Genomic DNA, 25194 nt, shown 5'->3' on the forward strand with positions numbered 1-25194 from the left:
GTGGGTTTTCTCCGGTCAGGGATGCATGCCGGCAACCTCTTGGGCGGTGATGCGGTCCGCATAGTGGTTACCGAAGTGGGTGCGCACGTAGTTGACCACATCCGCGATCTGCGCGTCGCTGAGCTTGGAGTTTTCCAGCGGTCCGGCGTCACCGGTCTGGATGAAGGAAGGCATGTCGCGCCGGCCATGCAGGATCACGGCCGCCATGTATTGCGCCGAAACCAGGCGCGGATTGCCGGCGAGTGCGGGATAGGTGCCGGCTCCGGTTGCGCCTTTGGCATCAGGCATATGGCAGCCCTGGCAGATATGTTGGAACACCGCCTTGCCATCGGCGAAGCCGAGCGCCGATTGCGCGTGCGTAGCGTTGTCGGAAGACTGGGCATGCAATGCGCCAGTGTGCGAAAGCAGGCCAAGCCATAGGCATGTCGTCAGGAGATGCTTGCGTTTCATGCACGGGCCTCCGCAACGGCGCGCTGATGGATACGCTCGATCACGTCCAGCGCGGATGTCACGGCGCCTTCCTGCCATGCAGGCAGATAGGAGGCATGTTCGCCGGCCAGCGCGATGCGCCCGTCGATCTGACAGAGGTTGTCGTAGTGTTTCGCGCGTGCTTCTTCCGACCACAGGCCAAAGCAGCCCATGGTGAAGGGCGAGCGATGCCAGCCCACCGCAACGCCGGTTTCGAATTCCCGGGCGTATTGCGGATGGATCTGGCTGCCGTATTCCAGTGCTTTTTGCACACGCTGCTCTGGCGTCATCGCGGTGAACTCGAACGCATGCAGCCCCCAGATGTAGGCGCCGAGCAGCACGCCCTTGCCGCTGCTGTGAAAGCCGGTGCTCGGGTAGCCGATGGTGGCGATCGGCAGGTCCGTATAGGTGATGCCGCCGTAGATGTGCTCGTCTTCCTCCCAGAAGCGGCGCTTGAATTGCAGGCCAACTTTCACCGATGCGGCATAGGGCACGGCGCTGATCGCTTCGGTCATCGCCGCGCTGACATTCATGGGAATCTGGCTGAGCACCGACAGCGGAATCGTGCAGATGCACCAATCGCCGTGCACCTTTTGGGTGCTGCCGGGCTTGTCGGCGTCTTCGTAACTGACGGTGACGCCATGCTCGTCCTGCTGGATCGCGGTGACCTTGGCGCCATAGCGGATCACACCATCCAGTGCGCGACCGAAAGCTTCGCCGATGCGCCCCATGCCACCCACTGGCTGGAACAGGCTGGTCTGGAATTCGTAGATTTCGCTGGCGCTGAGATTGCTCCACAAGCGTGAGCCGAGCAGTTCGTCGAGCGCGACGGGCTTGGAAGGAATGGGGCGAGCGGAAAGGCCACCGCCGGGGTCTTTATCGAAGCCGCGCCGATTACTGCTGGCAATACCGCTGCTGTATGCAAGGTTCTTGTCGAGCGCACCCCAATCGCGCAGGGATTCGAGCAGCATTTCCTGGTCTTGCTTGTTCACTGCGTCATCGAGCTTGCCCTGCTGCGTGCTCTTGGCGAGCAGCTCGGCGACGTGGCCACGGTAGTCGGCATTGATCGCGCGGTAACGCTGCGGTTTGCCGCCGAAGGCGTTGGCGCTGTGCACGTAGGCGTTGTGGTTGACCTGTACAAACGGTTCAAGCGGCACGCCGAGCTTCTTGCAATAACTCAGGATGCCGTGGTGGTGATAAGGCAAACGCCACGGGCCAGGATTGAGATAGAACCCTTCATCGAACTGGCAGTGTTGCGAGAAGCCACCCAATTCGGTGAAACGATCACCACCGCGCAGCGACCAGTTGCGTCCGCCGGGACGATGGTTGTACTCGAGCACCTGCACCTTGTAGCCGGCCTGGCGCAATTCATAAGCCGCCACCATGCCGGCTATGCCGGCACCCAGAATCAGTACCGAGGTGTTTTTCGGTGCGCCTTGCAGTTTCGGTTGGCCTTTGAAGGTGGATTCCGCCGCGAAGCCAAGGCTGCTCATCGCCTGGTACATCACGGCTGCACCTCCGCTCATGCCGATCATGCGCAGCAGGTCGCGGCGTTTCATGGAGAACGTACAGTTGTCGTCTTGCATCGGATACCTCGCGAGCCGGCGGCGACTCACTCTTCTTGCTGAGAAGAAACCGATGAGAGGTTGAACTTGCGAGGGGCTCTATACAACCTTGAGGCCGTCATTCCCGCGGAAGCGGGAATCCAATTTGCTCTGATGCAAAAAGCGAAGATGGATTCCCGCTTCCGCGGGAATGACGGCTTCAAGGGGTACAAATTTCTTCCGCAAGCCGTGACTCCTCACCCCAGCCCTCTCCCCCGTGATTGATCAAAGATTGGGGGAGAGGGAGCTAGAAGCTAGAACCGGTACGTCACCTTCCCGTACCAATACCTTCCGTTGAAGCCGAACGGCGACAACGACGAGTACTGCAGGCCATCCGCACGGTCTTCATACACGTTGTTGAGCGAGGCCTTGGTCGGATATTGGTTGGTGATGTTGTCGGCGCCCACGGAGAACGTCCACGCTTGCCAGTTGTAGCTGGCCGACAGATCGAAGATCCATCGCGCGGAGAAGATCTGATCCTCATCGCCGTTGGCGTCGTCGCCCAGGCGCGTCACCGTGCCGTAGCGCGTGGCGTTGGCATGGAAGTCAAAACCATGGAGCAGCCAGTCGCCGGCTAGCACGAATTTGGTGCGTGGTGCGGCGTCCGTCAGCAAGCCCTGGCTGGCGCGGCCAAACGCAGGCGTGGAGACGTGCAGGATCGTCGTCTGGTTGTAGTTAGCGCTGCCGGTGAGGTTGAGCGCGCCCCAGCTCTCCAGATCCAGGTGATAGCTGGTGATGAGATCCGCACCGCGTGTGCGTGTGGTAGCACCATTGACGAAGAACTGCGCGCCGGTCACCTGATCGCCCGGAATACTCACCGGAATCTGATCGGAATACAGGATCTGGTCCCAGATGCGGATCTGGTAGATATCCACTGTCGCATTGAAGTTGCTGGTCGGCTGCCACACGCCACCGAGGCTGTAGTTCACGGATTTTTCTGGAACCAGCGGCTTTGCACCCAAGGCGATGGCGGTGGGATTGGACGTGCGATAGGTGCCGATCTGTGCAAGCGAGCCGTTCTGGATCAGCGTCACCACCGATTCGTAGTTCTGCTGGGCGAGCGAAGGTGCGCGAAAACCGTTTGATACCGTGCCGCGCAGGGCGAAGGTGGGCGTTAGCTGGTAGCGCGTGGAAATCTTGCCCGAGCGCGTGGAACCGGCATCGCTGTAATCCTCATAGCGCGCGGCAACACCGGCCGACCATTTGTCGGTGAGGTCGGTTTCCACATCGACATAAGCGGCCTTGCTGTAGCGAGTGAAATCACCCGCTACTTCCGGCGTCAGGCCCGGATACACCTGCGAGCCGCCGGCATATGGGCTGGTGGTGCCGGGAATGAGCGTGTTCGGATCGAAGAAATAGGAATCCGCATCACCCGCACCGATGTCATAACTTTCATTGCGGTATTCCGCGCCGAACGCGACGGTAACCGGGTTCGGCAGGAAGCCCCAGCTGAATTCCTTGCTCAGGTCTACGTTCAACACACCTTCTTTATTGGCGAACGTGCCGGCGTGGAAGTAAGTGGGCGAATAGCCCTTGGTGTAATACAGGTTGGTGTTGACGCTGTCCTGGATGTCGAACACCAGGTTGTTCTCGCCGTAATCAGCCGAAACATCCCAGTGCCAGCCGCCCGCCGTTTTGCCCTTCACGCCGAACACGAAGGCCGTATCGTTGGTGTGGTTGACGATCTGCGGAAGAAAGCCGTTCGGGTAGATTTCCGGCACGTTGCGTGCAGAGTTGTAGGCGCGGTAATAACCGTTGGAGGTGACATCGCGCTTGCTGCCGTTGAGATAGCCGTACAACTGGATGTTCGGCGTGATGTCGTAGGCGAAGTTGAGTAGCAGCTGATAGGTTTTTTCGGCCGGATCGCCGTAGCGTTCGTAGGGATAGCCGGTGGTGTTGGTTGCGCCTGCGATGGTGGTGCCGCGGTCCGTATTTTCGGAGCGGTTGGTGTTCATCTGGTTCTGGTAATTCCACGCGACGCGCATCCAGCCAGGTGCGCTGCCGTTGGCGCCACCCAGTGGAATGCCTACCGAACCCTGCACACCGTTGTTCGCGCCATCGCCCACGTCCATGATGCCGGCATTGGCGGTGATGTCGTTCCCGCCTGCCTGGCTGCCGTGTTTCAGCACGATGTTGATCACGCCCGCGATAGCGTCGGAGCCGTACTGCGCGGCTGCGCCATCGCGCAACACTTCGATATGATCGATCGCGGAGATCGGAATGGAATTCAGATCCACCGGCGCCGAACCGCGGCCCACCGAAGAGTTGTAATTGACCAGCGCGGATGTGTGATAGCGCTTGCCATCCACCAGCACCAGCACATCGTCGGGCGAGAGGCCGCGCAGTGAGGCGGGTCGAAGCGCATCGTTGCCATCGTTGATGGCGGGGCGGGGGAAATCCAGCGAAGGCAATACGGTGTTGAGGGCGCTGGCGAGATCGGTATAGCCGCTGGAGGTGAGATCGGCGGGCGAGATGATATCGATCGGAGAGAGCGATTCGTCAGCGGTGCGATTCGAAGCGCGTGTACCGGTGACGACTACTTGTTGGAGCTGTTTGGCGTTCTGGGGACTCGATGAGTCGGCGGGAGGATCATCGGCCCAGGCGGCGGTGGTGAATACGATTCCTACGGAAAACAATGACAGCATGGCGGCTGCCAACGGACGTCGAGCAAGTCGTTTCATTTGAATTCCCCACGAAGATTTAAAGCAAAAGGTGTCCCTCCAAGGACTTGGATGTATGCAAAATCTCTGTTTATGCGCCGCAGCATTGATTTCCCCGAGCTGCGGCAATTTGAGGCTATGACACGTTGTGCAACGCGTCAATAGATCGACATCTCATTGAGATGAATTTGACACAGTTTTTTATTTTCGCGCGTAATTGGTGCAATGGCGCGCTTATTTGGTGCAAATCCAACGGATGATTTTTTAAATACAAATTACGTGTATAGGCTGGGATGAAATCCCAGCATCAGAAGCCACAAGAAAGCTGGGATTTCATCCCGGGCTACGCGAGTTGATTAGCAGTGAGACGCCAGTTGTCCCAATTGACGCAAGGCGTGATCGAGCTTGTCGTTCCAGGGCAGTCCGCAGCTCAACCGCAAGCAATCACCATAATCGCCCCGGCTGGAAAACAGCATGCCTGGCGAGGTGCCGATGCCTTCGCGCAGTGCTAATTCAAATAATCGTTGCGTATTCACGCCGGGCAATTGCAGCCATAGTGAAAGCCCGCCTTGCGGCGTACATGCGCGCGTTGATTTGGGCCAATTGTGTGCAATCGCCTGGTGCATGCGCTGCGCGTTGTCGGCGAGGGCACGGCATAGCTGGCGCAGATGACGCTGCAGATCGTGACGTTGCAGGTAGTCGGCCAGCGCAAGCTGCGGCAGGCTGGCACTGCCGACGGTGGAAAAATATTTGGTTCGCAACAGCGCCTCGGTCCAGTCGCCGCCCACCATCCAGCCCACGCGCAAGCCGGGTGCGAGGATCTTCGAAAACGAACCGCAGGTGATCACGCTGCCGTGTTTGTCCCAGCGCCGCAGCGGCGACGGTCGTTGTCCTGACCAGGCCAGTTCGCCGTAGATATCATCTTCGATAACGACGGTTTTATGTCGCGCGCAGCTCTTCAACAGGGCTTGCTTGGCGGCATCGTCGGTCAAGCTGCCGAGTGGATTATTGAAGTTGGGCACCAGTACGGCTGCGCGTACTTTGTTCTGCTGCAACAACTGCTCCAGCCGTGCCACATCAATGCCTCGATCTGGCAGGTTCGGCACCTCCAGCACTTTCAGTTTCAACGCCGCCACCGCTTGCAGAATGCCGTGATAGGTCGGTGCTTCCACCAGCACTACGTCGCCGGGTTGGGTGAGCGTACGCAAGGCGATGCTGATCGCTTCCATCGCACCAGCGGTGATGACGATCTCGTCTGGTGAAACCGTTACGCCTACTTGCGCATAGCGTTGCGCGATCTGCCGACGCAACGCGAGATGACCTTGCGGCGGTGCGTAATCCAGCGCTGCCGTGGGCGCATGGCGCAGGCAACGCGACAACGACGCAGTAAGCGCTGCTTGTGGCAACAACGCAGGCGACGGCGTGGCGCTGTGCAATGGCAACAGATCGCTGCGCGCAAGCATGTCCAGCACGTCTTGCAGCATCGGGTTGCTGACGTTACCGGGCGTGCGCCGGCGCGACGGGCGTGCTTCAGGTGGAAGCGGGGCAGCGGCACGTACGAAATAGCCGGAACGCGGTCGCGCCTGCGCCAAGCCTTCGCGCTCGAGTTGCAGGCAGGCTTGTACTGCCGTGGCGATACTTACGTCGTGGCTGCGCGCAAGTTGACGGATGGAGGGTAGGCGCTCGCCGGCACGCAGCGCGCCTTGGGTGATCTGAGTGCGTAGCTGGGTGGCTAGTTGTTCGTAGAGCAGCATGAGTGGTTTCAACTGTACTGGTCAAAATGGATCTTATCTGAATCTGTATTGGTCGGAGCGAGTGGTCTACGTTGGTTTCCAGCCTTGCGCAGACTGCCCCCTCCCTCTGCAAGCTGGGGGAGGGGCTGGCTGAGGCGTCGTGAAATAACTGGCACCGGACCATGCTCGAACAAAACAACAACCGCACCGCACTAGCCCAGTTGCTCTTCGCCGAAATCCTCATCGGTTCCGTCGGCGTCTTCGTCCACGAAAGCGGTCAGGATGCGGTGACTGCCGTGTTCTACCGATGCCTGTTCGGTGGCCTGTTTCTGCTTGGATGGGGTTTGGCGGGCGGCCATTTGCGTGGCCTGTGGCAAGAGCGTGTGTTGATCCGTGGCGCAATCCTCAGCGGCGTGCTGCTGGTGCTGAACTGGGTCTGCCTGTTTGCCGGCATGGCGCGTTCGTCCATCGGCGTCGCGACGATGGTGTATCACTTCTTTCCGTTTGTGATGCTGATCCTGGCGGCGCTGCTGCAAGGCGAGCGCACGCGCCCGGCGGACCTGATATGGACCTTGATCGGTTTTATTGGTGTGGCGTGCTCGGCCGACCCGATGCGCATGTGGCACAGCGCCGACCGGTCTTATCTCATCGGTATCGGCCTTACGTTCTTGGCTGCGTTGCTATGCGGCGCTTCGCTACTGATGTCGCGCAAGGTCGGCAAGCAGCGGCCGTTTGCGCTGGTGATGATCCAGTGCTGGGTGGGTGTGGCGATGCTGGTGTGGTTTTCCAGCTCGACGGCGCTGCACTGGGGAACGCATTGGTGGTGGCTGGCGGGTTTGGGCGTGATCCACAGTGGGATTGTGTATGTGTTGTTCTACACATCGTATCCGCGTCTTCCGGTGGTGACGATCGCGGTGATGGCGTTCGTGTATCCGCTGGTGACCTTGTTGCTTGATTACGTGTTGTACGGTCATCGCCTGGCTGTTATTCAGTTGAGCGGGCTAGGCCTGATCGTGCTTGGTACGCTTGGTGTGAATTTGAAATGGACGCTTGGTGTTTCAGGTAAGCGTGCGCTCGCGCGTAACACATAATCCCTCAAGGCCACCATGCGATCACTTCATCGGTGATCGCATCGACAAGTTGGGTTGCATCCATCGTCAACACCGACGGCTCATCACTCGGCGGTTCCAGATCGCGAAACTGGCTTTCGATCAACGAGGCTGGCATGAAATGGCCGCTACGATGCGCTACGCGATCTGCTGCCTGTTCGGGCGTCAACGCCAGAAACACGAAACCTAGATCCGGTACTGTGCCGCGCAAGGTTTCGCGGTAACGGCGCTTGAGTGCGGAGCAGGTGAGTACCACGCGTTCCGATAAACGCAATTGATGGATAGATTCCTGTGCCAGTCGTTCCAACCAGCCCTGTCGATCGGCATCGGTGAGCGGAATGCCGTTGCTCATCTTGCGGATGTTTTCAGGTGGATGGAAAGCGTCGCCTTCGATCAGATGCGCGCCGGTGCGTTGGCAAATGGCTTCGGCTACGGTCGATTTGCCGCAGCCGGACACTCCCATGATGACGATGGCACGCATCAAGCCCATCCCTCCTTTGGAGAGATGGGTTGGGTTATGTGATTAGGTTTGCAGGGGAAGCTCATGGTGGCGCGCGCATGTATGGGTTTGATTCTTGCACGCAGTTGAACGTCGGGCGAGGTTGGCCCATCACCCCACCCCTTTTCCCTTGGGAAAAGGGAAAGAGGAAATGGCCTCCCCGGAGGGGAGAGGGGGCAAAAGCTCAGGCAGCCATTTCTTCTTTTTCTACAACCGTAACCGGCAAACGGATCAAGTAATCGAACGCACTCAGCGACGCCTTCGCGCCGTCGCCCATCGCAATCACGATCTGCTTGTACGGTGAGGTCGTGACATCGCCCGCCGCAAACACACCCGGTATCGAGGTTTCACCGCGTGCATCCACTTCGATTTCGCCACGCGGCGACAGCTTCACCGAGCCCTTCAACCATTCGGTGTTGGGCAGCAGGCCGATCTGCACGAACACACCTTCCAGGTCCACGCGGTGGCTCTGACCATTGGTGCGATCGGTATAGGTAAGGCCGCTCACCTTCTGGCCGTCACCGACCACTTCGGTGGTCTGCGCGCTCATGATCACCTTTACGTTCGGCAGGCTGTGCAACTTGCGTTGCAGCACTTCGTCCGCGCGCAGCTTGCTGTCGAATTCGAACAGCGTGACGTGATCCACGATGCCGGCCAAGTCGATCGCTGCTTCCACGCCGGAGTTGCCGCCACCGATCACCGCTACGCGCTTGCCCTTGAACAGCGGGCCGTCGCAGTGCGGGCAATAAGTGACACCTTTGTTGCGATATTCCTGTTCGCCCGGCACGTTCATGTTGCGCCAGCGTGCACCAGTAGAAAGGATCACGGTCTTCGCCTTCAGCGAAGCACCGCTGGTCAGGCGTACCTCGATCAATCCGCCTTCTTCCTGCGCGGGAATCAGTTGCTCGGCGCGCTGCAGGTTCATCACATCCACGTCGTATTCGCGGACATGGTTTTCCAGCGCGGAGGCCAGCTTCGGGCCTTCTGTATAGGAGACCGAAATGAAATTCTCGATCGCCATCGTATCCAGCACCTGGCCGCCGAAGCGCTCGGCTGCCACGCCGGTGCGGATGCCCTTGCGTGCGGCATAGATAGCCGCCGCGGCACCGGCAGGGCCACCACCCACCACCAGCACCTCGAACGGCGCTTTGGCGTTGAGTTTCTCCGCATCACGCTGTGCGGCACCGCTGTCCAGGCGCGCGGCTATCTGTTCGATCGTCAGGCGACCTTGGTCGAACGGCTGGCCGTTGAGGAACACGGTGGGCACGGCCATCACCTGGCGCTCGTTCACCTCGTCCTGGAACAGTGCGCCGTCGATGGCGATGTGCTTGATGTTCGGGTTCAGCACGCTCATCAGGTTCAGCGCTTGCACCGTATCCGGGCAGCTGTGGCAGCTGAGCGACATGAAGGTTTCGAAGACGTACTCGCCTTCGAGATTGCGCACTTGTTCGATCACTTCTGGCGCCACCTTCGACGGATGACCGCCGACTTGAAGCAGCGCCAACACCAGCGAGGTGAACTCGTGGCCCATCGGGATGCCGGCAAAGCGAACGCTTACATCGGTGCCGGCGCGGTTGATCGCGAACGAAGGCTTGCGCGACTCGTGACCGTTCGTGCGCAGTGACACCTGCGGCGAAAGCGATTCGATATCGCGGAGCAGTCCAAGCAATTCCTGCGAGGGCGCGCTGTCATCGACGGAGGCGACCAGCTCGATCGGATGGGTCACCCTTTCGAGATAGGCCCTGAGTTGTTCTTTCAGATCGTTGTCCAGCATGGTTCTTCTCCATCAATGCCTGAATTTGGAGTAGACGCCTCCTACATCCGGTGAAACATGGATGGGAGGCATCTGCTCGAGGTAAAAGGTGCGGGCCCGGCGGGAGGGGGATGTCGGGCCCGCGGCGATGTCCCGTTGCGGGCATCGCCAAGCTTTGAAACTTAGATCTTGCCGACCAGGTCCAGCGACGGCTTCAGGGTGGAAGCGCCTTCCTTCCACTTCGCCGGGCACACTTCGCCCGGGTGCGAAGCCACGTACTGCGCGGCCTTCACCTTGCGCAGCAGTTCGGACGCGTCGCGGCCGATGCCGTTGTCATGGATTTCGCACAGCTTGATCTGGCCTTCCGGATTGATCACGAAGGTGCCGCGCAGCGCCAGGCCTTCTTCTTCGATCATCACGTCGAAGTTGCGGGTCAGCGTGCCGGTCGGATCGCCCACCAGCGGGTACTGCACCTTCTTGATCGCATCGGAGGTGTCGTGCCATGCCTTGTGCGAGAAATGCGTGTCGGTGGAAACGCCGTAGATCTCAACGCCCAGCTTCTGGAACTCGGCGTAATGGTCGGCCAGGTCTTCCAGCTCGGTCGGGCACACGAAGGTGAAGTCGGCCGGGTAGAACACGACCACGGACCACTTGCCCTTCAGGGTGGCTTCGGTCACATCGATGAACTTGCCATCCTTGTAAGCGGTGGCCTTGAACGGTTTGATTTCGGTGTTGATCAGCGACATCTGCTGTTTTCCGTTGAGTGGTTGGTAAGGGGATTGGTTTGCAAGGGTAAGGGGCGTCTATTGAAAGAGCCAATTGATTGTTGGGATGAAAATCATTGGCACTATCTATCGCTCCGTGGTTCATTCCTTCTATTACTGCGCCGCCAGCGTGTTCCTGGAGATCGATCGCTTCGTCACGCGAAGAAAACACGACTCGATCCCGTTTTGTTCCACGGGAAAATTCCTCGACGCACAGGGAACACCGCTTTAAGACGGCACAACATAGCATGCCGTCCATTCAGTGCCTGTCAAAGGGTTCGCTCACATCGCGCCGGTTTTGCGCGATGTGAGTGGAGGAAACGCGCGCTTGTGCGGTGACGCAAGGAAAGCAAGAGCCATGCAGCAGCAACAACGTTGATCGTTTGCATGTCTCGCCTGTGATGGGATATGGAAGGATGGTGTTTGCACGTTTCGGGTCACGGGTTGCTCGAGGGTGTCCCGTAAGCGAACGGCGTTCTTAATAGCAAGGTTGCCGAATGCTGTGCCCGTGTATATCTAGGTGTCGCCTACGAGAGGTTGTGCCCTGCGGCCAGTGCCCGAGAATATCTACAACGATGAGGATGTTCATCGTTTGCGCAAACTTTCCAGTCTCCTTCTCTGCCCCTGCAACGACATCTTTTCCTATTCAAAGGAAGCCAAGGGATCATCCATAAATATTGTCAGCATGTTAATGCGCGAGCGCAGGCTTTCGCTGCGGGATGCGCTCGATAAGGAGGTTGGACTATTGAGCGCCATTTGGCGCTGGAAGCGAAGGTGAGGAAGCGTGGTGACAATTCAACGTTAATGCGTTTGCTTAGCGAGACCCGTGCGTACGTTCGCGGTAACTACGATTGGCACTTTGGTTCACCTTGTTACGAGGCGGCCAAGCATGATGATCTTTCTTAGAGCTCTGCGGTCCGAGGAGATTAGCTCGTAGGTTGAGGTGACAATCTCAGCTATCTAGCGATTTCCCAACGCTGGGATTGTCATCCAGGCCTGCTTGGGCCGCGGCGCACTGGCAGAGTGTTTGGTTCGCAATCGTGCGCCGTCACCCTTGCGAAGTAACGTATACCCTCGGTTGGAAAGAGTTACAGCATCACTCCCGCGCTGCTAGTGCTTTGTTCACGCGCAACGCAATCAATGTGCACGCCACGCCCGAGAGCAAATACAAGCTCACTGCTACCAACCCGAATCGCGCTGATAATCCCAACGCAACCAGCGGTGCAAACGCAGCACCAATCAGCCACGCAAAGTCGGACGTCAGCGCAGCACCGGTATAGCGCATGTGAATTTCGAAGTTGGACGTCACACTGCCGGCTGCTTGTCCGTACGACAGACCCAGCAATCCAAAACCCACGATGATGAAGGCGTCTTGCGCTGCATGCCCGCCACCCAGCAGCCACGGTGCGAACAATGCGAAGACGCCGATGAGTGTGGCTGCTGTGCCCAGCATCGTGCGTCGCCCGATCCGGTCAGCGATAACCCCGGAAGCGATCATGCCGCAGATGCCGACAAGTGCGCCGACGATCTGCACCGTCAGTACCGCGCTTACGGTTTGCGTGGTGCCGAGCACGATCCACGACAGCGGGAAGATGGACACGAGGTGAAACAGCGCGTAGCTCGCCAGTGCTGCAAAGGCGCCGACGAAAATGTTGTAACCCTGTCGCCGCAGCATGTCGATGATGCCGATGGGCTGCAGCTCGCGTTCTTCCATGGCGCGGGTGTATTCCTCTGTGACCACCAGACGCAGACGGGCAAACAGCGCCACGACGTTGATGGTGAACGCGACATAGAAGGGATAGCGCCAACCCCATTCGATGAAGTCGTCCGTAGCGAGTTCGTTATGCAGGAACAGGAACAGGCTGCTGGCGATCAGAAAGCCGATCGGTGCGCTGAGCTGTCCGAGCATTGCATACCAGCCGCGTCGCTCAGGCGGAGTGTTGAGTGCGAGCAGGGACGGCAGGCCATCCCATGAGCCGCCCATTGCGACGCCTTGCAGAATGCGGAAAAAAGTCAGAAGGCCGATGGCCCATCCGCCGATCGTGTTGTAGCTGGGAAGGAAAGCCATGCCGGCGGTAGCGCTACCGAGCAGGAACATGGCGATAGTGAGCTTGGTGCCGCGGCTCCAACGTCGCTGGAACGACATGAACAGCGTGGTGCCAAGCGGGCGCGCGATGAAGGCCAGCGAGAAGATCGCGAACGACAGCAGCATGCCGTCCAGCCGGCTTTCGAAGGGAAAGAATACCGACGGAAACACCAGCACGCAGGCGATGCCGAACACAAAGAAGTCGAAATATTCCGCAGTTCGCCCAACGATGACGCCGACGGCGATTTCGCCTGGCGCCAATCGGGCGTGGGCGTGAATGCGCACGAGGTCTTCCGGGGATAGGCCCGCTGGTTCGCGCTGATCCTCAAACGTAGTTGACATCGTCGTTACTCGGATAGGGTGCGGCAGATACAGCATGGCACCGTTATGCCGCCAAGGCTAGGGATGTTTAGGTCTATTTTTTTGCAGGCCGTGTGTTGCGCCACGTATGTTATGCCGCTGGAGCAAACGCGCGCGCCCCTTTCACCCGAATGGGGGACTCACCCAGCCATCACCTTGCGATTCAATACGCTCACGAGTGACGTTTGCCGGCATCGTTGCGATGTTCGTACGTTACAGACGCATGGCAGATATGCGAAATCCAACGATCCATCCCTGGCAGTCGACAGACCATTTGCGTAAGGGCCGCCGATCGGCGTACCTTGTCGGCACAGCAGTACCCCCTTTTCATTCGGTTGCGTCGGTCATGTCCATGAAGACTCTCCGCGGACTGCTACTGCTAGCCCTCGCTACGGCGCTTACGGGCTGCCACACGGTGCTGATGTCACCGTCCGGCGATGTCGCGCGCCAGCAGCGTGATCTCATCATCACGTCGTTCATCCTGATGATGCTGATCGTGGTGCCGGTGATCGTCGCCACGCTGGTATTCGCTTGGCGTTACCGGGCATCCAACCAAAAAGCGCACTACGATCCGGAGTGGGATCATTCCACCATCGTGGAGCTGATGATCTGGTCAGCGCCCTTGCTGATCATCATTGCGCTGGGCGCGATCACCTGGGTGAGCACGCATAAGCTCGATCCGTACCGTCCGCTCGATCGCCTCGGTCCGGGCCGTGTCGTGACCGTCGATACCAAACCGCTCGAAGTCGACGTAGTGGCGCTCGACTGGAAATGGCTTTTCATCTATCCCGAGCAGAATCTTGCAGTGGTGAACGAGTTGGCGGCACCGGTGGATCGACCCATCCACTTCAACCTCACAGCCTCCAGCGTGATGAACTCGTTCTTCATTCCCGCGCTGGCTGGCCAGATCTATGCGATGCCGGGCATGGAGACCACGTTGCAGGCGGTGATCAACCACCCTGGCGACTACTGGGGCATGTCCGCCAACTACAGCGGCGCTGGTTTCTCGTACATGAACTTCACCTTCCACGGCATGAGCGAAGGTGACTTTGCCAAGTGGGTGGCGCAAGCGAAAAGCCATGGCGATACGCTGGATCAAGCCGCGTATGCAGTGCTGGAAGCGCCGAGTGAACGCAACCCAGTGCAGTTCTACGGCAGCGTAGCGCCAGGGCTTTACCGATCCATCCTCAATCGCTGCGTTCAGCCCGGTCCTTCATGCATGAACATGTTGCGCGTGCCGGACTCCGGCGGGGGCGGTGAGGCGTCCGTTTCATCCGAAAGCCATGCGGCCATGCCGATGGCTCATCCACAGTGAACTGAAGCACGGGTGCCGCAATGACTTTTCATTCTCCCGACCTCGGCAAGCTGATTTTCGGACGGCTCACCCTGGATGACATTCCTTATCACGAGCCGATTCTGATCTTCACCTTCCTCGGCGTGGCGATAGGCGCCATCGCGGTGCTGGGGGCGATCACCTACTACCGCAAATGGGGTTATCTGTGGAGCGAGTGGTTCACCAGCGTGGACCATAAGAAGATCGGCATCATGTATATCGTGCTGGCGTTGATCATGCTGCTGCGCGGCTTCGCCGATGCACTGATGATGCGCGGACAGCAAGCCATTGCTTTCGGTGCGCATGAGGGCTATCTGCCCGCCCATCACTACGACCAGATCTTCACCGCGCACGGCACGATCATGATCTTCTTCGTCGCCATGCCGTTCATCACCGGCCTGATCAATTTTGTCATGCCGTTGCAGATCGGTTCGCGTGACGTTGCTTTTCCCTTCCTCAACAATTTCAGTTTCTGGATGACCGTATCCGGCGCCGTGCTGGTCATGGCGTCATTGTTCATCGGCGTCTTTGCGCGCACAGGTTGGCTGGCCTATCCACCGCTGTCGGAGCTGCCTGCCAGTCCGGACAGCGGCGTGGACTACTGGATCTGGGGGTTACAGATAGCAGGTGTCGGCACAACCTTATCGGGCATCAACATGATCGCCACCATCGTGAAGATGCGTGCGCCCGGCATGACCATGATGAAGATGCCGATCTTCACCTGGACGGCGTTGCTGGCCAACGTGCTGATCGTGGCTGCGTTTCCCGTGTTGACCGCCACGCTGGCCTTGCTGGCGCTGGATCGTTATGCAGGCACGCACTTCTTCACCAATGATCTTGGTGGCAACTACATGATGTACGTCAATCTGATCTGGGTGTGGGGACACCCGGAGGTGTACATCCTGGTGCTGCCGGCGTTCGGCGTGTACTCCGAGGTCACCTCCACGTTCTCCCGCAAGCGCTTGTTCGGCTATGCATCGATGGTGTACGCCACGGTCGTGATTGCGGTGCTTTCCTACCTGGTGTGGTTGCACCACTTCTTCACCATGGGCTCGGGTGCGAGCGTCAACTCGTTCTTCGGCATCACCACCATGATCATCTCGATCCCGACGGGCGCGAAGATCTTCAACTGGATGTTCACCATGTACCGTGGCCGCATCGTCTACGACGTGCCGATGCTATGGGTGGTGGCGTTTATCGTGACCTTCGTGATCGGCGGCATGACCGGTGTGTTGTTGGCGGTACCGCCAGCGGATTTCGAATTGCACAACAGCCTGTTCCTGATTGCGCACTTCCACAACGTGATCATCGGCGGCGTGCTGTTCGGCATGTTCGCCGGCGTCAATTACTGGTTCCCGAAAGCGTTCGGCTTCAGGCTTGATCCGTTCTGGGGCAAGGTCTCGTTCTGGTTCTGGGTGGTCGGCTTCTATTTCGCCTTCATGCCGCTGTATTGGTTGGGCCTGATGGGTGTGACGCGGCGACTGCGCCATTTCGACGATCCGTCGTTGCAGATATGGTTCGAGATCGCGGCGTTCGGTGCGATCCTGATCTTGATCGGCATTGCGGCAATGATCGTGCAGTTCGCGGTGAGCATTCTTCATCGCGACAAGCTGCGCGACACCACTGGCGACCCTTGGCACGGACGCACGCTGGAATGGTCCACCTCTTCGCCGCCACCGCCGTACAACTTCGCTTTCACACCACAGGTGCATGACATAGATACCTGGTGGCAGATGAAGCAATACAAGTGGCGCCGGCCGGTCGAAGGTTTCCTGCCCATCCACATGCCGAAGAACACCGGTACCGGTGTTTATCTGGCCGTGCTGAGCCTTATCTTCGGCTTCGCCATGGTTTGGTATATGTGGCTGATCGCGGCGATATCGTTCGTGGCGCTGCTGGCGGTGGCCATCCACCACACGTTCAACTACGACCGCGATTACTACATCCCTGCCGATGAAGTAGGGCGCGTTGAAACAGCGCGTGCCGGAGCCTGATGCCCATGTCCGACATGACCATGACCGTAAGCGGGGGCAGTGGCGCGGAAGAGGCGCTGCGCTTCCACGTGGCCGAAGATCATCATCCGGAAAATGCCACGCTGTTGGGTTTCTGGCTGTACCTGATGAGCGACTGTCTGATCTTCGCCTGCCTGTTCGCTGCCTACGGTGTGCTGGGTCGTGAATATGCCGGTGGGCCATCAGCGAAGGAGGTGTTGGAACTGCCGATCGTCGCACTGAACACCACGCTGCTGCTGCTGTCCTCGATCACCTATGGTTTTGCGGTGCTGGAGATGCAGCAAAATCGCCGCGGGCCGATGATGGCGTGGCTGATCGTTACGTGGTTCTTGGGCGCCGGCTTTATCTCACTGGAATTGACGGAGTTCATGCACCTGGTGTCGATCGGTGCGGGTCCGGGGCGCAGTGCCTTCCTTTCCTCGTTCTTCACCCTGGTCGGCACGCACGGTTTGCATGTGACCAGCGGTTTGATCTGGATGATCGTGCTGCTGGTGCAGGTGGGCAAAAAGGGCTTGATTCCCGCCAACAAGCGCCGGCTGATGTGCCTGTCGATGTTCTGGCACTTCCTTGACGTGGTGTGGGTGGGCGTTTTCAGCTTCGTTTACCTGATGGGAGTGCTGTCATGAGCGACCACACCCCGCATGCGCATGATGACGGTCATCACGAGCACGCTCACGATGGTGTAGAGCAAATCCACGTCAGCCTTAAAGGCTACATGACAGGGTTCGCGGCAGCGGCCTTCCTCACCATTCTTCCGTTCTGGCTGGTGATGTCCGGCGCGTTCTCCAAGACCGGTCCGGCCGACGCCTTCATCCTGTTATTTGCCGCGGTCCAGATCGTGGTGCACATGGTGTATTTCCTGCATCTAAACGCGAAGTCCGAAGGTGGCTGGAACATGCTGGCTCTGGTGTTCACCATCGTGCTGGTGGTGATCACGCTGAGCGGATCGATCTGGATCATGTACCACCTCAACCAGAACATGATGCCGTCGATGATGAAGGACGTGCGGAGTTTGCCGTGAACGTCGTCCCTTTTTTTTTCGAGAAGAGGGGGCATAGAAATCCTCGCTCTTGCCTTGCTGCCGTCATTCCCGCGAAAGCGGGAATGACGACCTCGTGGTGTTACGTTTACGGTGTCGCAGCGTGAGATATCGGAGCCGATAAGATGCGATCATTGTCGCCATGGCTCTTCAAGACACTTCCCACTACGACGCGCCACGTGCTCCACGCGGCCCGGTTGCGCTAATTCTGCTCGCTTTATTGGCTGCAGCTCTTTTCACTGGTTTCATCTCCCTAGGCAACTGGCAAGTCCACCGGCTTGCCTGGAAGCGCGCACTTATCGCCCGCGTTGACTCACGCGTACACGCGCTGCCGATCGCGCTGCCTGCGCACGACCAATGGGCCGGGGTAACCGCCGAAAAGGACGAATATCTGCACGTCCGCCTCACCGGCGTGTTTCTGCATGAGCGCCAGACGCTGGTGTGGACAGCCACCGATGAAGGCAGCGGCTATTGGGTGATGACACCTTTGCGCTTGGCGGATGCCTCCATCGTGTTGGTTAATCGAGGCTTCGCTCCTGCGGACTGGTGCGGTCGCGACGGCCATTGCGTACCAGGACCAGCAGGTGAGGTAACGGTGACGGGCTTGCTGCGCATGTCTGAAGCCCCTACGTTGTTTCGCCACAACGATTCGGCGCACAACAGCTGGTATACGCGCGACGTGGCCGCGATAGCCACCGCTCGCGGCCTGCACGACGTGGCGCCTTATTTCGTGGATGCGGATGCAGCGTCGGGGAGCAGTGGCCAGTGGCCGGAAGGTGGCAAGACGGTGATCAACTTTCCCAACAATCACCTTAGCTATCTGATCACCTGGTACTTGCTTGCGCTGATGGTGTTGGGCGCGAGTATGTATGTTGGTTACGACGAGTATCGCTTACGTCGTAGGTTGGGTTAGCGCAGCGTAAACCAACAATGCCGTTGGAACATGTTGGGTTACCCCCGGATCAAGTCCGGGGTAACCCAACCTACTTAGTCTGCTTCGCCTGCAAACCAAAAAACGTTGCAGTGAAGATCGTGCTCAGTACAGATCCGGTGGCCTCATCGGACATTTCGTTCGGCATGCTCATGTTGAAGTAAAGCATGCCGTCGATCAGCGCCATCATCGCCAGCGCGAGGTCAGTAGGTGGCGTGGATGATGGCTGCAGCCCCATGCGCTGATCGAACAGCGTAATGAAGCTGGCGATCATGTCGCGCTTTTCCAGGCACAGCGTGTTCATGCGCTGGCGGAATTTGGTATCGCGTACCGCATGCAACCGCGCCTCGGCCCACAGCACGTAGCTGTTGTGATCGCGATAGCACTGGCCATAGAACTGGGCCAACTGCATTTGCAGGGCTTCGTTCGAAAGATCCGCGTCCAGTAGCTGCTGCAGATCCTCCTGGACGTGGCCGTGATCGCGCTTGAGCAGCTCGATGAACAGGTCAGCCTTGCTCTTGAAGTTCGAGTAGAACGCGCCACGGGTGTAGCCGGCATGTCCGGCGATGTCTTCGACGCTGGTGCCGCTCAGGCCTTTTTTCACGATAACCGCCACCGCCGCGTCCATGAGGCGCGTGCGGGTCTGTTCGCGGCTTTCTTCCCGGGTAAGTCGTTTGCGTGACATGCGCCACTTTACCACGACGAATGGCACGTGTATCTAAATACATAGTTGTATTTGAATTCGTATATGGATTAGAGTCCAGCGCTGTATTAACGATCCCCTCAATTCCCCAGGAGCGGTCTGTGAGTCATCCATCTTTCCCCGGGCCGCGCGGGCTGGCGCGGCACGCCTGGCTGCCGCTTGCCGCGGCCATGTGCCTGATTTTGCTGGCTGGCTGCGGCCGGAAAGCGCCCGATGCGGACGCCGCCGTGCCGGTGATCGCCATGCCCGTGAAGGCCACCGATGGCTCGATAGCGGGCCGTTTCCCAGGTGAAGTACATGCGCGCTATGAGATGCCGGTGTCGTTCCGCATGGCGGGGCGACTGATCGAACGCTATGTCGACCCGGGCGAGCAGGTGAAACAGGGCCAGCCGCTGGCGCTGCTCGATCCGGCCGATCCCAGTCAGGAGTTGTCCTATGCCAAGGCAGTGCTGGATGCGGCCGAGCATCGCCTGCTGTTCGCCACCCAGCAGCGTGATCGTGACGAAGCGCAGTTCAAGCAGAACCTGATCAGCCAGTTGCAACTGCAGCAGACGCAGGACAGCTACGCCTCCGCGCTGGCAGGCCGCGACCAGGCTAGGCAGCAATACAAACTGGCACAGAGCACCACGCTGGTGGCGGATCACGACGGCATCATCACCAGCCGCCAAGCCGAAGTGGGGCAGGTGCTTGCTGCGGGGCAGACGGTGTTCGGCTTCGCTCAGTCGGGTGAGCGCGAAGTGTACGTCGACGTCTCGGAAAGCCGCGTCGGCGACATCGCCATCGGCCGAGCGGCGACGGTGACGCTGCCTGCATTGCCGGGACATACGTATGCAGCACGCGTTCGCGAAATTGCACCAGCGGCCGATGCGCAGTCGCGCACGTATCTGGTGAAGCTGACCGTCGATCACGCCGATGCATCGTTGCAGCTCGGCATGACGGCCGATGTTGCGCTGGAAGGCGTTAAATCGTCCGACAGTGCGATCACGATTCCGGCCACTGCGCTGTTCCATCAGGGCGAGCATCCAGCGGTGTGGGTAGTGCAGCCGAGCGATTCCAAGTTGGATCTGCGTCCAGTCACCGTCGCGCGCTACGGCGAACATGACGTGTTGATCACCGAAGGTTTGAAAGCGGGCGAGCGCATTGTGATGCAGGGTGTGCACGCGGTGTCCGCAGGCGAAAAAGTGACACCGATTGCGCCGCCTCATCCTGAGGACGCACCGCAATGAGCCACGAGGAACGCTTCAATCTTTCCGCGTGGACTTTGCGCCATCAGTCGCTGGTGTTCTTTCTGATGGGGCTGATCGCGCTGTTCGGTCTGCTGTCGTACAAGAATCTCTCGCAGTCGGAAGATCCGCCGTTCACCTTCAAGGTGATGGTGATCCAGACGTTCTGGCCAGGCGCAACCGCCAAGCAAGTGCAAGAGGAGATCACCGATCGCATCGGCCGCAAATTGCAGGAAACGCCGAATATCGACTTTTTACGCAGCTATTCGCGTCCTGGCGAATCGTTGATCTTCTTCAACATCAAGGATTCCGCGCCCGCCGCGGTCGTGCCTGAAACCTGGTATCAGGTGCGCAAGAAAGTCGGCGACATGGCCGCGCAGTTGCCGCAAGGCGTGCAGGGGCCGTTCTTCAATGACGAGTTCGGTGACGTCTACACCAATATTTACGCGCTGGAAGGCGAGGGCTACACGCCCGCTCAGTTGCACGATTACGCCGATCAGCTGCGCGTGGAACTGCTGCGTGTGCAGGGCCTCGCCAAGGTCGATTACTTTGGTGATCAGAACCAGCACATCTACATCGATGTCGCGAATGCGAAGCTGGCCAAGCTCGGCATCAGCCCGCAGCAGATCGGGCAGGCGATCAACGATCAAAATGCGGTGGCGTCGACCGGTGTGTTGACCACGGCCGACGATCGCGTATTCGTGCGCCCGAGCGGTCAGTTGGACGATCTCGATGCGCTGGCCAATACGCTGCTGCACATCAACGGCAAGAGCTTCCGCCTAGGCGACATCGCGACCATCAAGCGCGGCTACGATGATCCGCCCAGCCAAACGATGCGCTTCATGGGCAAGCAGGTGCTTGGCATCGGTGTCACGATGCAAACAGGTGGCGACGTGATCCATCTGGGCGAGGCGCTGGACAAGAAGATCGGCGATCTGCAGAAACGCCTGCCTGCGGGTTTGACGCTATCGGAAGTGACCAGCATGCCGCATGCGGTCTCGCATTCCGTGGACGACTTCTTGGAATCGGTGGCCGAAGCCGTGGGGATCGTGCTGCTGGTGAGCTTGCTGAGCCTAGGCTTCCGCACCGGCATGGTGGTGGTGATTTCCATCCCCTTCGTGCTTGCGGCGACCGCGTTGTGCATGGACATGCTCGGCATTGGCTTGCACAAAGTCTCGCTGGGCACGCTGGTGCTGGCGCTGGGCTTGCTGGTCGACGACGCGATTATCGCGGTGGAAATGATGTCGGTAAAGCTGGAGCAGGGCTGGGGACGCGTGCGTGCTGCCGCGTTTGCCTATACCAGCACCGCGTTTCCGATGTTGACCGGCACGCTGGTGACGGTGTCGGGCTTCCTGCCGATCGCCTTGGCCAAGTCGAGTACGGGCGAATACACGCGCTCGATTTTTGAAGTCTCGGCGATTGCACTGCTGGTGTCGTGGTTGGCGGCGGTGATTGTGATTCCGCTGCTCGGCTACCACATGCTTCCGGAGCACCACGAGCGCGCCAAGCCGGGCCAGGAATGGTGGGCGCGATTCCTGCCAAGGCGCTGGAATGAAGCGCGTGCCGCCAAAGCTGTGCAGCCGGTGCATAACGGTGAAGAAATCGAGATCTATGACACCGCGTTCTATCGCCGCTTTCGTGGCTGGTTGGATGCCTGTCTGCGGAATCGCTGGCTGGTGTTGGCCTCGACGGTAGTGCTGTTTGTGATCGCCATGGCTGGCTTCGCCTTGGTGCCCAAGCAGTTCTTCCCGAGCTCTGATCGCCCGGAATTGCTGGTCGATCTGCGTTTGCCGGAAGGTGCCTCGTACGCAGCGACGCTACGTGAAACTCAACGCTTCGAAACGGTGCTGAAGGATCGCAAGGAAATCATCAACTTCGTCAGCTTCGTCGGCAGTGGTGCGCCACGTTTTTACCTGCCGCTGGATCAGCAGTTGGCGCAACCCAACTTTGCGCAGTTCGTGATCACCACAAAGGATGTGAAGGAGCGCGAGCTGCTGGCAAGTTTCCTCGAAGGTGAACTGAAGCGTGACTTCACTGCGGTGCGCACGCGCGTCAGTCGTCTGGAAAACGGTCCGCCCGTGGGCTTCCCGGTGCAGTTCCGTGTGGAAGGTGACGATATCGCCAAGGTGCGCGGCATTGCCGAGCAAGTGGCGACAGTGATGCGCGCCAATCCCGATACCACCAACGTGCAGTTCGATTGGGATGAACCGGCCGAACGCTCGGTACGTTTCGAGGTGGATCAATTCAAGGCGCGGCAGTTGGGTCTTACTTCGCAGGACATCGCCAACTTCCTCGCGATGAATCTGTCGGGCACCACGGTGACGCAGTTCCGTGAGCGCGACAAGCTGATTGCGGTGGACTTGCGTAGCGAACACGGCGACCGTGTTCACCCGGATCAGATCGAACGGTTGGCGATTCCCACTTCCAGCGGTACGGCGATTCCGCTCGCGCAGCTGGGTCACGTGAGCTACGGACTGGAATATGGCGTGATCTGGGAACGTGATCGCCAGCCGTCGATCATCGTGCAATCCGACACGCGCAATGGCGCACAGGGGTTGGACGTTACCAATACCGTCGACAAGAAGCTTGCCGATATCCGTAGCCATCTGCCGGTCGGTTACCGCATCGAAGTGGGCGGATCGGTGGAGCAGAATGCGAAAGGCCAGAATTCAGTGAACGAGCAGATGCCGGTGTTGTTGGTGGCTGTGCTGGTATTGCTGATGATTCAGCTGCAAAGCGTCGGCCGCACTTTCATGGTGGTGCTGACTGCGCCGCTGGGATTGATCGGCGTGATCCTCGCGCTGCTGCTGTTCCATCAGCCGTATGGCTTCGTGGCCATGCTCGGGACGATCGCCATGTTCGGCATCATTATGCGCAACTCGGTGATTCTGGTGGACCAGATCGAGCAGGATATTCGCGCCGGTCATCCGCGTTGGGAAGCGATCGTCGGCGCGACCGTGCGGCGCTTCCGGCCGATCACGTTGACTGCAGCGGCGGCTGTGCTCGCGCTGATTCCGCTGTTGCGCAGCAACTTCTTCGGCCCAATGGCGACGGCACTGATGGGCGGCATTACCGTCGCCACCGTGCTCACCCTGTTCTATCTGCCAGCGCTGTATGCCGCGTGGTTCCGCGTGCGCGCCGATGAACCTGCAACCGAACCGGAGGCTGCAACATGAGGCCTGCAATCATGATCATTCCAGCGCTGCGTATGACGGCGTTGATGGCGGCGCTGAGCTTGGCCGGCTGTGCTTTCGCACCGCCCGCCAAACCGCCAGCTTCACCTTCGCCGGCGCACTACACGGCCGAGCCCACGCCTGCCGACAGCGCGAAAGTGGATGGCGTAGCGCAGCACTTCAGCTTGGGCGAACGCGCCGTGCCGGAATGGTGGCGCGAGTATGGCAACGACACGCTCAATGCCTGGGTGGAAGAGGGGCTGAGGAACAATCCTTCGCTGACGTCGACCAAGCACACGCTGGAAGCCGCGCATCAGCTGCTGCGCGCGCAGATCGGCGCCAACATGCTGCCGTCACTGGATGCGCAGGCGCAGAGCAGTCGTCAGCGTGCCTTGGGCTTCCCCAGTTTCGGACCGCCGACCAATCTCTACGATGTTTACGCCGGGCAGCTGGCGCTTAGCTACAACTTCGATGTGTTCGGCGCGACACGGCACGGTATCGAGCAGACGGCGGCGCAGGTCGATCAGCAATCCTACGAGTTCGATGCGGCTAAGCGCAGTTTGGCGGCGAACATCGTGATCGCAGCGATCAACGCCGCTTCGCTGGAAGAACAGGTTCGCACGACCGAGCAGCTTTCCAAGCTGGCACACCAGCAGGCCGATTTGACCGTGCACGCGCACGGACTGGGTGCCGCATCGCAAGATGACGTGCTGAGCCTGCAGCAGCAGGCGGCAAGCGTCGACACTTCCTTGCCGCCGCTGCGCGCCCAGGCGCAAAAGGCCAGGCACGCCTTGGCCGTGTTGCTGGGACGCACACCGGATCAAGCGCCGGCGAATTTGACGCTGTCGGATCTGCATCTACCGGAAAACGTGCCAGTGAGCGTGCCGTCCGATTTGCTGCATCAACGACCAGACATTTTGGCTGCCGAAGCCGCGGTGCACGCCGCGTCTGCGAAAGTGGGCGTGGCGACGGCGAACCTGTTTCCGCAGATCTCGCTGTCGGCCACGCTAGGTACGGAGGGGTTCAAGCCCTCAAGCCTGTTCACCAGTGCGGGTTCGGTGTGGAGCGCTGGGCTTTCGCTGACGCAGCCGATCTTCCACGGCGGCGAGTTGATTGCGAAACGCAAAGCGGCCATCGCGAGCTACAACGCGTCGATCGCGGACTATCAGCAGACGGTGCTCAACGCGTTCCAGAACGTCGCCGATACGTTGACGGCGTTGGACCAGGACGCCTTGACGCTGCAAGCTGCGCACGTGCAGGCGGAGTCGGCACGGCAATCCTTCGGCAATGCGGATGCGCGTTATCGCCTGGGGGCGGTTTCTTATCCATCGATGGTGCTGAGTGAGCAGCATTGGCAGAACGCGCGATTGACGGAGATCCAGGCAAGGGCGGCACGTCTGGCGGATACGGCGGCGTTGTTTCAGGCGATGGGGACGCCGCAGGGTACGGCGCTGGCTGAAAAATCGCGGCGTTGAAGGTGGACTCTGTCCCTTCAGGTAGTAGATATCTATACAACTTCGCCAAGCGTTTGCTTATACCTTACCGTCGCCCCGGCGAAGGCCGGGGCCTAGTGACTTTGACGATCTACAAGTCGCTGGGTCCCGGCCTTCGCCGGGACGACGGTAAGGTAGGGCGAAGCTTTACGGACAGTTATGCCTTCTAGGAGTGGCCCCGTTCAGTCCATTTCAAAATCCCAAAGCTGAAACGTCTCAGAGGGGAACTGCTTGTTTCCCGATGGAACGAA

The 25194-nt window shown here is 59.4% G+C and carries 19 protein-coding genes; 10 read left to right on the top strand and 9 right to left on the bottom strand.

The genetic code is table 11. From position 1 onward, the window contains the following. Positions 1–15: 15 nt before the first annotated feature. From QQJ86_RS09570 to QQJ86_RS09585, 4 genes are all read right to left on the bottom strand, one after another. Positions 16–450 carry a c-type cytochrome gene (locus tag QQJ86_RS09570; protein WP_284320710.1) on the bottom strand — a complete coding sequence of 145 codons (435 nt, stop codon included), beginning with the start codon at positions 448–450 and terminating at the stop codon, positions 16–18. Then, on the bottom strand, positions 447–2027 hold the full coding sequence (locus tag QQJ86_RS09575; RefSeq protein WP_284320711.1) for a flavin monoamine oxidase family protein: 1581 nt from the start codon (positions 2025–2027) through the stop codon (positions 447–449). Before QQJ86_RS09575 ends, QQJ86_RS09570 begins: the two co-directional genes overlap by 4 nt. Before the next feature lie 299 nt (positions 2028–2326). Beyond that, entirely contained in the window at positions 2327–4717 is a 2391-nt protein-coding gene (locus QQJ86_RS09580; RefSeq protein WP_423372996.1) for a TonB-dependent receptor plug domain-containing protein, read from the bottom strand. Between the two features lie 371 nt (positions 4718–5088). Next, positions 5089–6486: an aminotransferase-like domain-containing protein gene (locus QQJ86_RS09585; protein ID WP_284320713.1), complete on the bottom strand. Its 1398-nt coding sequence runs from the start codon at positions 6484–6486 to the stop codon at positions 5089–5091. A gap of 161 nt (positions 6487–6647) precedes the next feature. Here QQJ86_RS09585 and QQJ86_RS09590 point away from each other — a divergent pair, with 161 nt between their 5' ends. Then, complete coding sequence (locus QQJ86_RS09590; protein WP_284320714.1) at positions 6648–7556, top strand: DMT family transporter; 909 nt, start codon at positions 6648–6650, stop codon at positions 7554–7556. Between the two features lie 4 nt (positions 7557–7560). On the opposite strand, the gene QQJ86_RS09595 is transcribed toward QQJ86_RS09590, so the two are convergent. From QQJ86_RS09595 to ahpC, 3 genes are all read right to left on the bottom strand, one after another. Next, a complete protein-coding gene (locus tag QQJ86_RS09595; protein ID WP_284320715.1) occupies positions 7561–8055 on the bottom strand; it encodes a gluconokinase in 495 nt (164 codons plus the stop codon). A 202-nt stretch (positions 8056–8257) separates the two neighbouring features. Continuing rightward, positions 8258–9847, bottom strand: a complete 1590-nt coding sequence (gene ahpF / locus QQJ86_RS09600) for an alkyl hydroperoxide reductase subunit F (RefSeq protein WP_284320716.1) — start codon at positions 9845–9847, stop codon at positions 8258–8260. A 161-nt stretch (positions 9848–10008) separates the two neighbouring features. Then, positions 10009–10572: an alkyl hydroperoxide reductase subunit C gene (gene ahpC, locus QQJ86_RS09605; protein ID WP_284320717.1), complete on the bottom strand. Its 564-nt coding sequence runs from the start codon at positions 10570–10572 to the stop codon at positions 10009–10011. 571 nt (positions 10573–11143) lie between these two features. On the opposite strand from ahpC, the gene QQJ86_RS22820 reads away from it, so the two are divergent. After that, positions 11144–11368 (top strand): terpene synthase family protein, encoded by a 225-nt coding sequence (locus QQJ86_RS22820; protein ID WP_425604583.1) that lies wholly within the window; start codon positions 11144–11146, stop codon positions 11366–11368. A 318-nt stretch (positions 11369–11686) separates the two neighbouring features. Here the strand turns inward: QQJ86_RS22820 and QQJ86_RS09610 are convergent, their stop codons facing one another. Then, a complete protein-coding gene (locus tag QQJ86_RS09610) occupies positions 11687–12961 on the bottom strand; it encodes an MFS transporter (RefSeq protein WP_284320718.1) in 1275 nt (424 codons plus the stop codon). A gap of 427 nt (positions 12962–13388) precedes the next feature. Here QQJ86_RS09610 and cyoA point away from each other — a divergent pair, with 427 nt between their 5' ends. The 5 genes from cyoA (at position 13389) to QQJ86_RS09635 (ending at position 18333) form a co-directional block, all read left to right on the top strand. After that, the gene (gene cyoA, locus QQJ86_RS09615) at positions 13389–14351 is read left to right on the top strand and encodes a ubiquinol oxidase subunit II (RefSeq protein ID WP_284320719.1); all 963 of its coding nucleotides are present in this window, start codon (positions 13389–13391) and stop codon (positions 14349–14351) included. A gap of 53 nt (positions 14352–14404) precedes the next feature. Continuing rightward, on the top strand, positions 14405–16363 hold the full coding sequence (cyoB, locus tag QQJ86_RS09620) for a cytochrome o ubiquinol oxidase subunit I (protein WP_284321003.1): 1959 nt from the start codon (positions 14405–14407) through the stop codon (positions 16361–16363). A gap of 5 nt (positions 16364–16368) precedes the next feature. Next, a complete protein-coding gene (gene cyoC / locus QQJ86_RS09625; RefSeq protein WP_284320720.1) occupies positions 16369–17007 on the top strand; it encodes a cytochrome o ubiquinol oxidase subunit III in 639 nt (212 codons plus the stop codon). Next, positions 17004–17402, top strand: a complete 399-nt coding sequence (gene cyoD, locus QQJ86_RS09630) for a cytochrome o ubiquinol oxidase subunit IV (protein WP_284320721.1) — start codon at positions 17004–17006, stop codon at positions 17400–17402. Before cyoC ends, cyoD begins: the two co-directional genes overlap by 4 nt. A 160-nt stretch (positions 17403–17562) precedes the next feature. Continuing rightward, positions 17563–18333: an SURF1 family protein gene (locus QQJ86_RS09635; protein ID WP_284320722.1), complete on the top strand. Its 771-nt coding sequence runs from the start codon at positions 17563–17565 to the stop codon at positions 18331–18333. A 70-nt stretch (positions 18334–18403) separates the two neighbouring features. Here QQJ86_RS09635 and QQJ86_RS09640 read toward each other — a convergent pair whose 3' ends face one another. Next, entirely contained in the window at positions 18404–19036 is a 633-nt protein-coding gene (locus QQJ86_RS09640; protein ID WP_284320723.1) for a TetR/AcrR family transcriptional regulator, read from the bottom strand. 119 nt (positions 19037–19155) lie between these two features. Here QQJ86_RS09640 and QQJ86_RS09645 point away from each other — a divergent pair, with 119 nt between their 5' ends. The 3 genes from QQJ86_RS09645 to QQJ86_RS09655 are packed head-to-tail and all read left to right on the top strand — an operon-like array spanning position 19156 to position 24925. Then, positions 19156–20280 (top strand): efflux RND transporter periplasmic adaptor subunit, encoded by a 1125-nt coding sequence (locus QQJ86_RS09645; RefSeq protein WP_284320724.1) that lies wholly within the window; start codon positions 19156–19158, stop codon positions 20278–20280. Then, positions 20277–23453: an efflux RND transporter permease subunit gene (locus QQJ86_RS09650; protein ID WP_284320725.1), complete on the top strand. Its 3177-nt coding sequence runs from the start codon at positions 20277–20279 to the stop codon at positions 23451–23453. Before QQJ86_RS09645 ends, QQJ86_RS09650 begins: the two co-directional genes overlap by 4 nt. Further along, positions 23450–24925, top strand: coding sequence for an efflux transporter outer membrane subunit (locus QQJ86_RS09655; protein ID WP_284320726.1), 1476 nt, complete (start codon positions 23450–23452; stop codon positions 24923–24925). Before QQJ86_RS09650 ends, QQJ86_RS09655 begins: the two co-directional genes overlap by 4 nt. Positions 24926–25194: the final 269 nt, after the last annotated feature.

It is taken from the genome of Dyella acidisoli, assembly GCF_030160295.1.
Lineage (GTDB): Bacteria > Pseudomonadota > Gammaproteobacteria > Xanthomonadales > Rhodanobacteraceae > Dyella_B > Dyella_B acidisoli.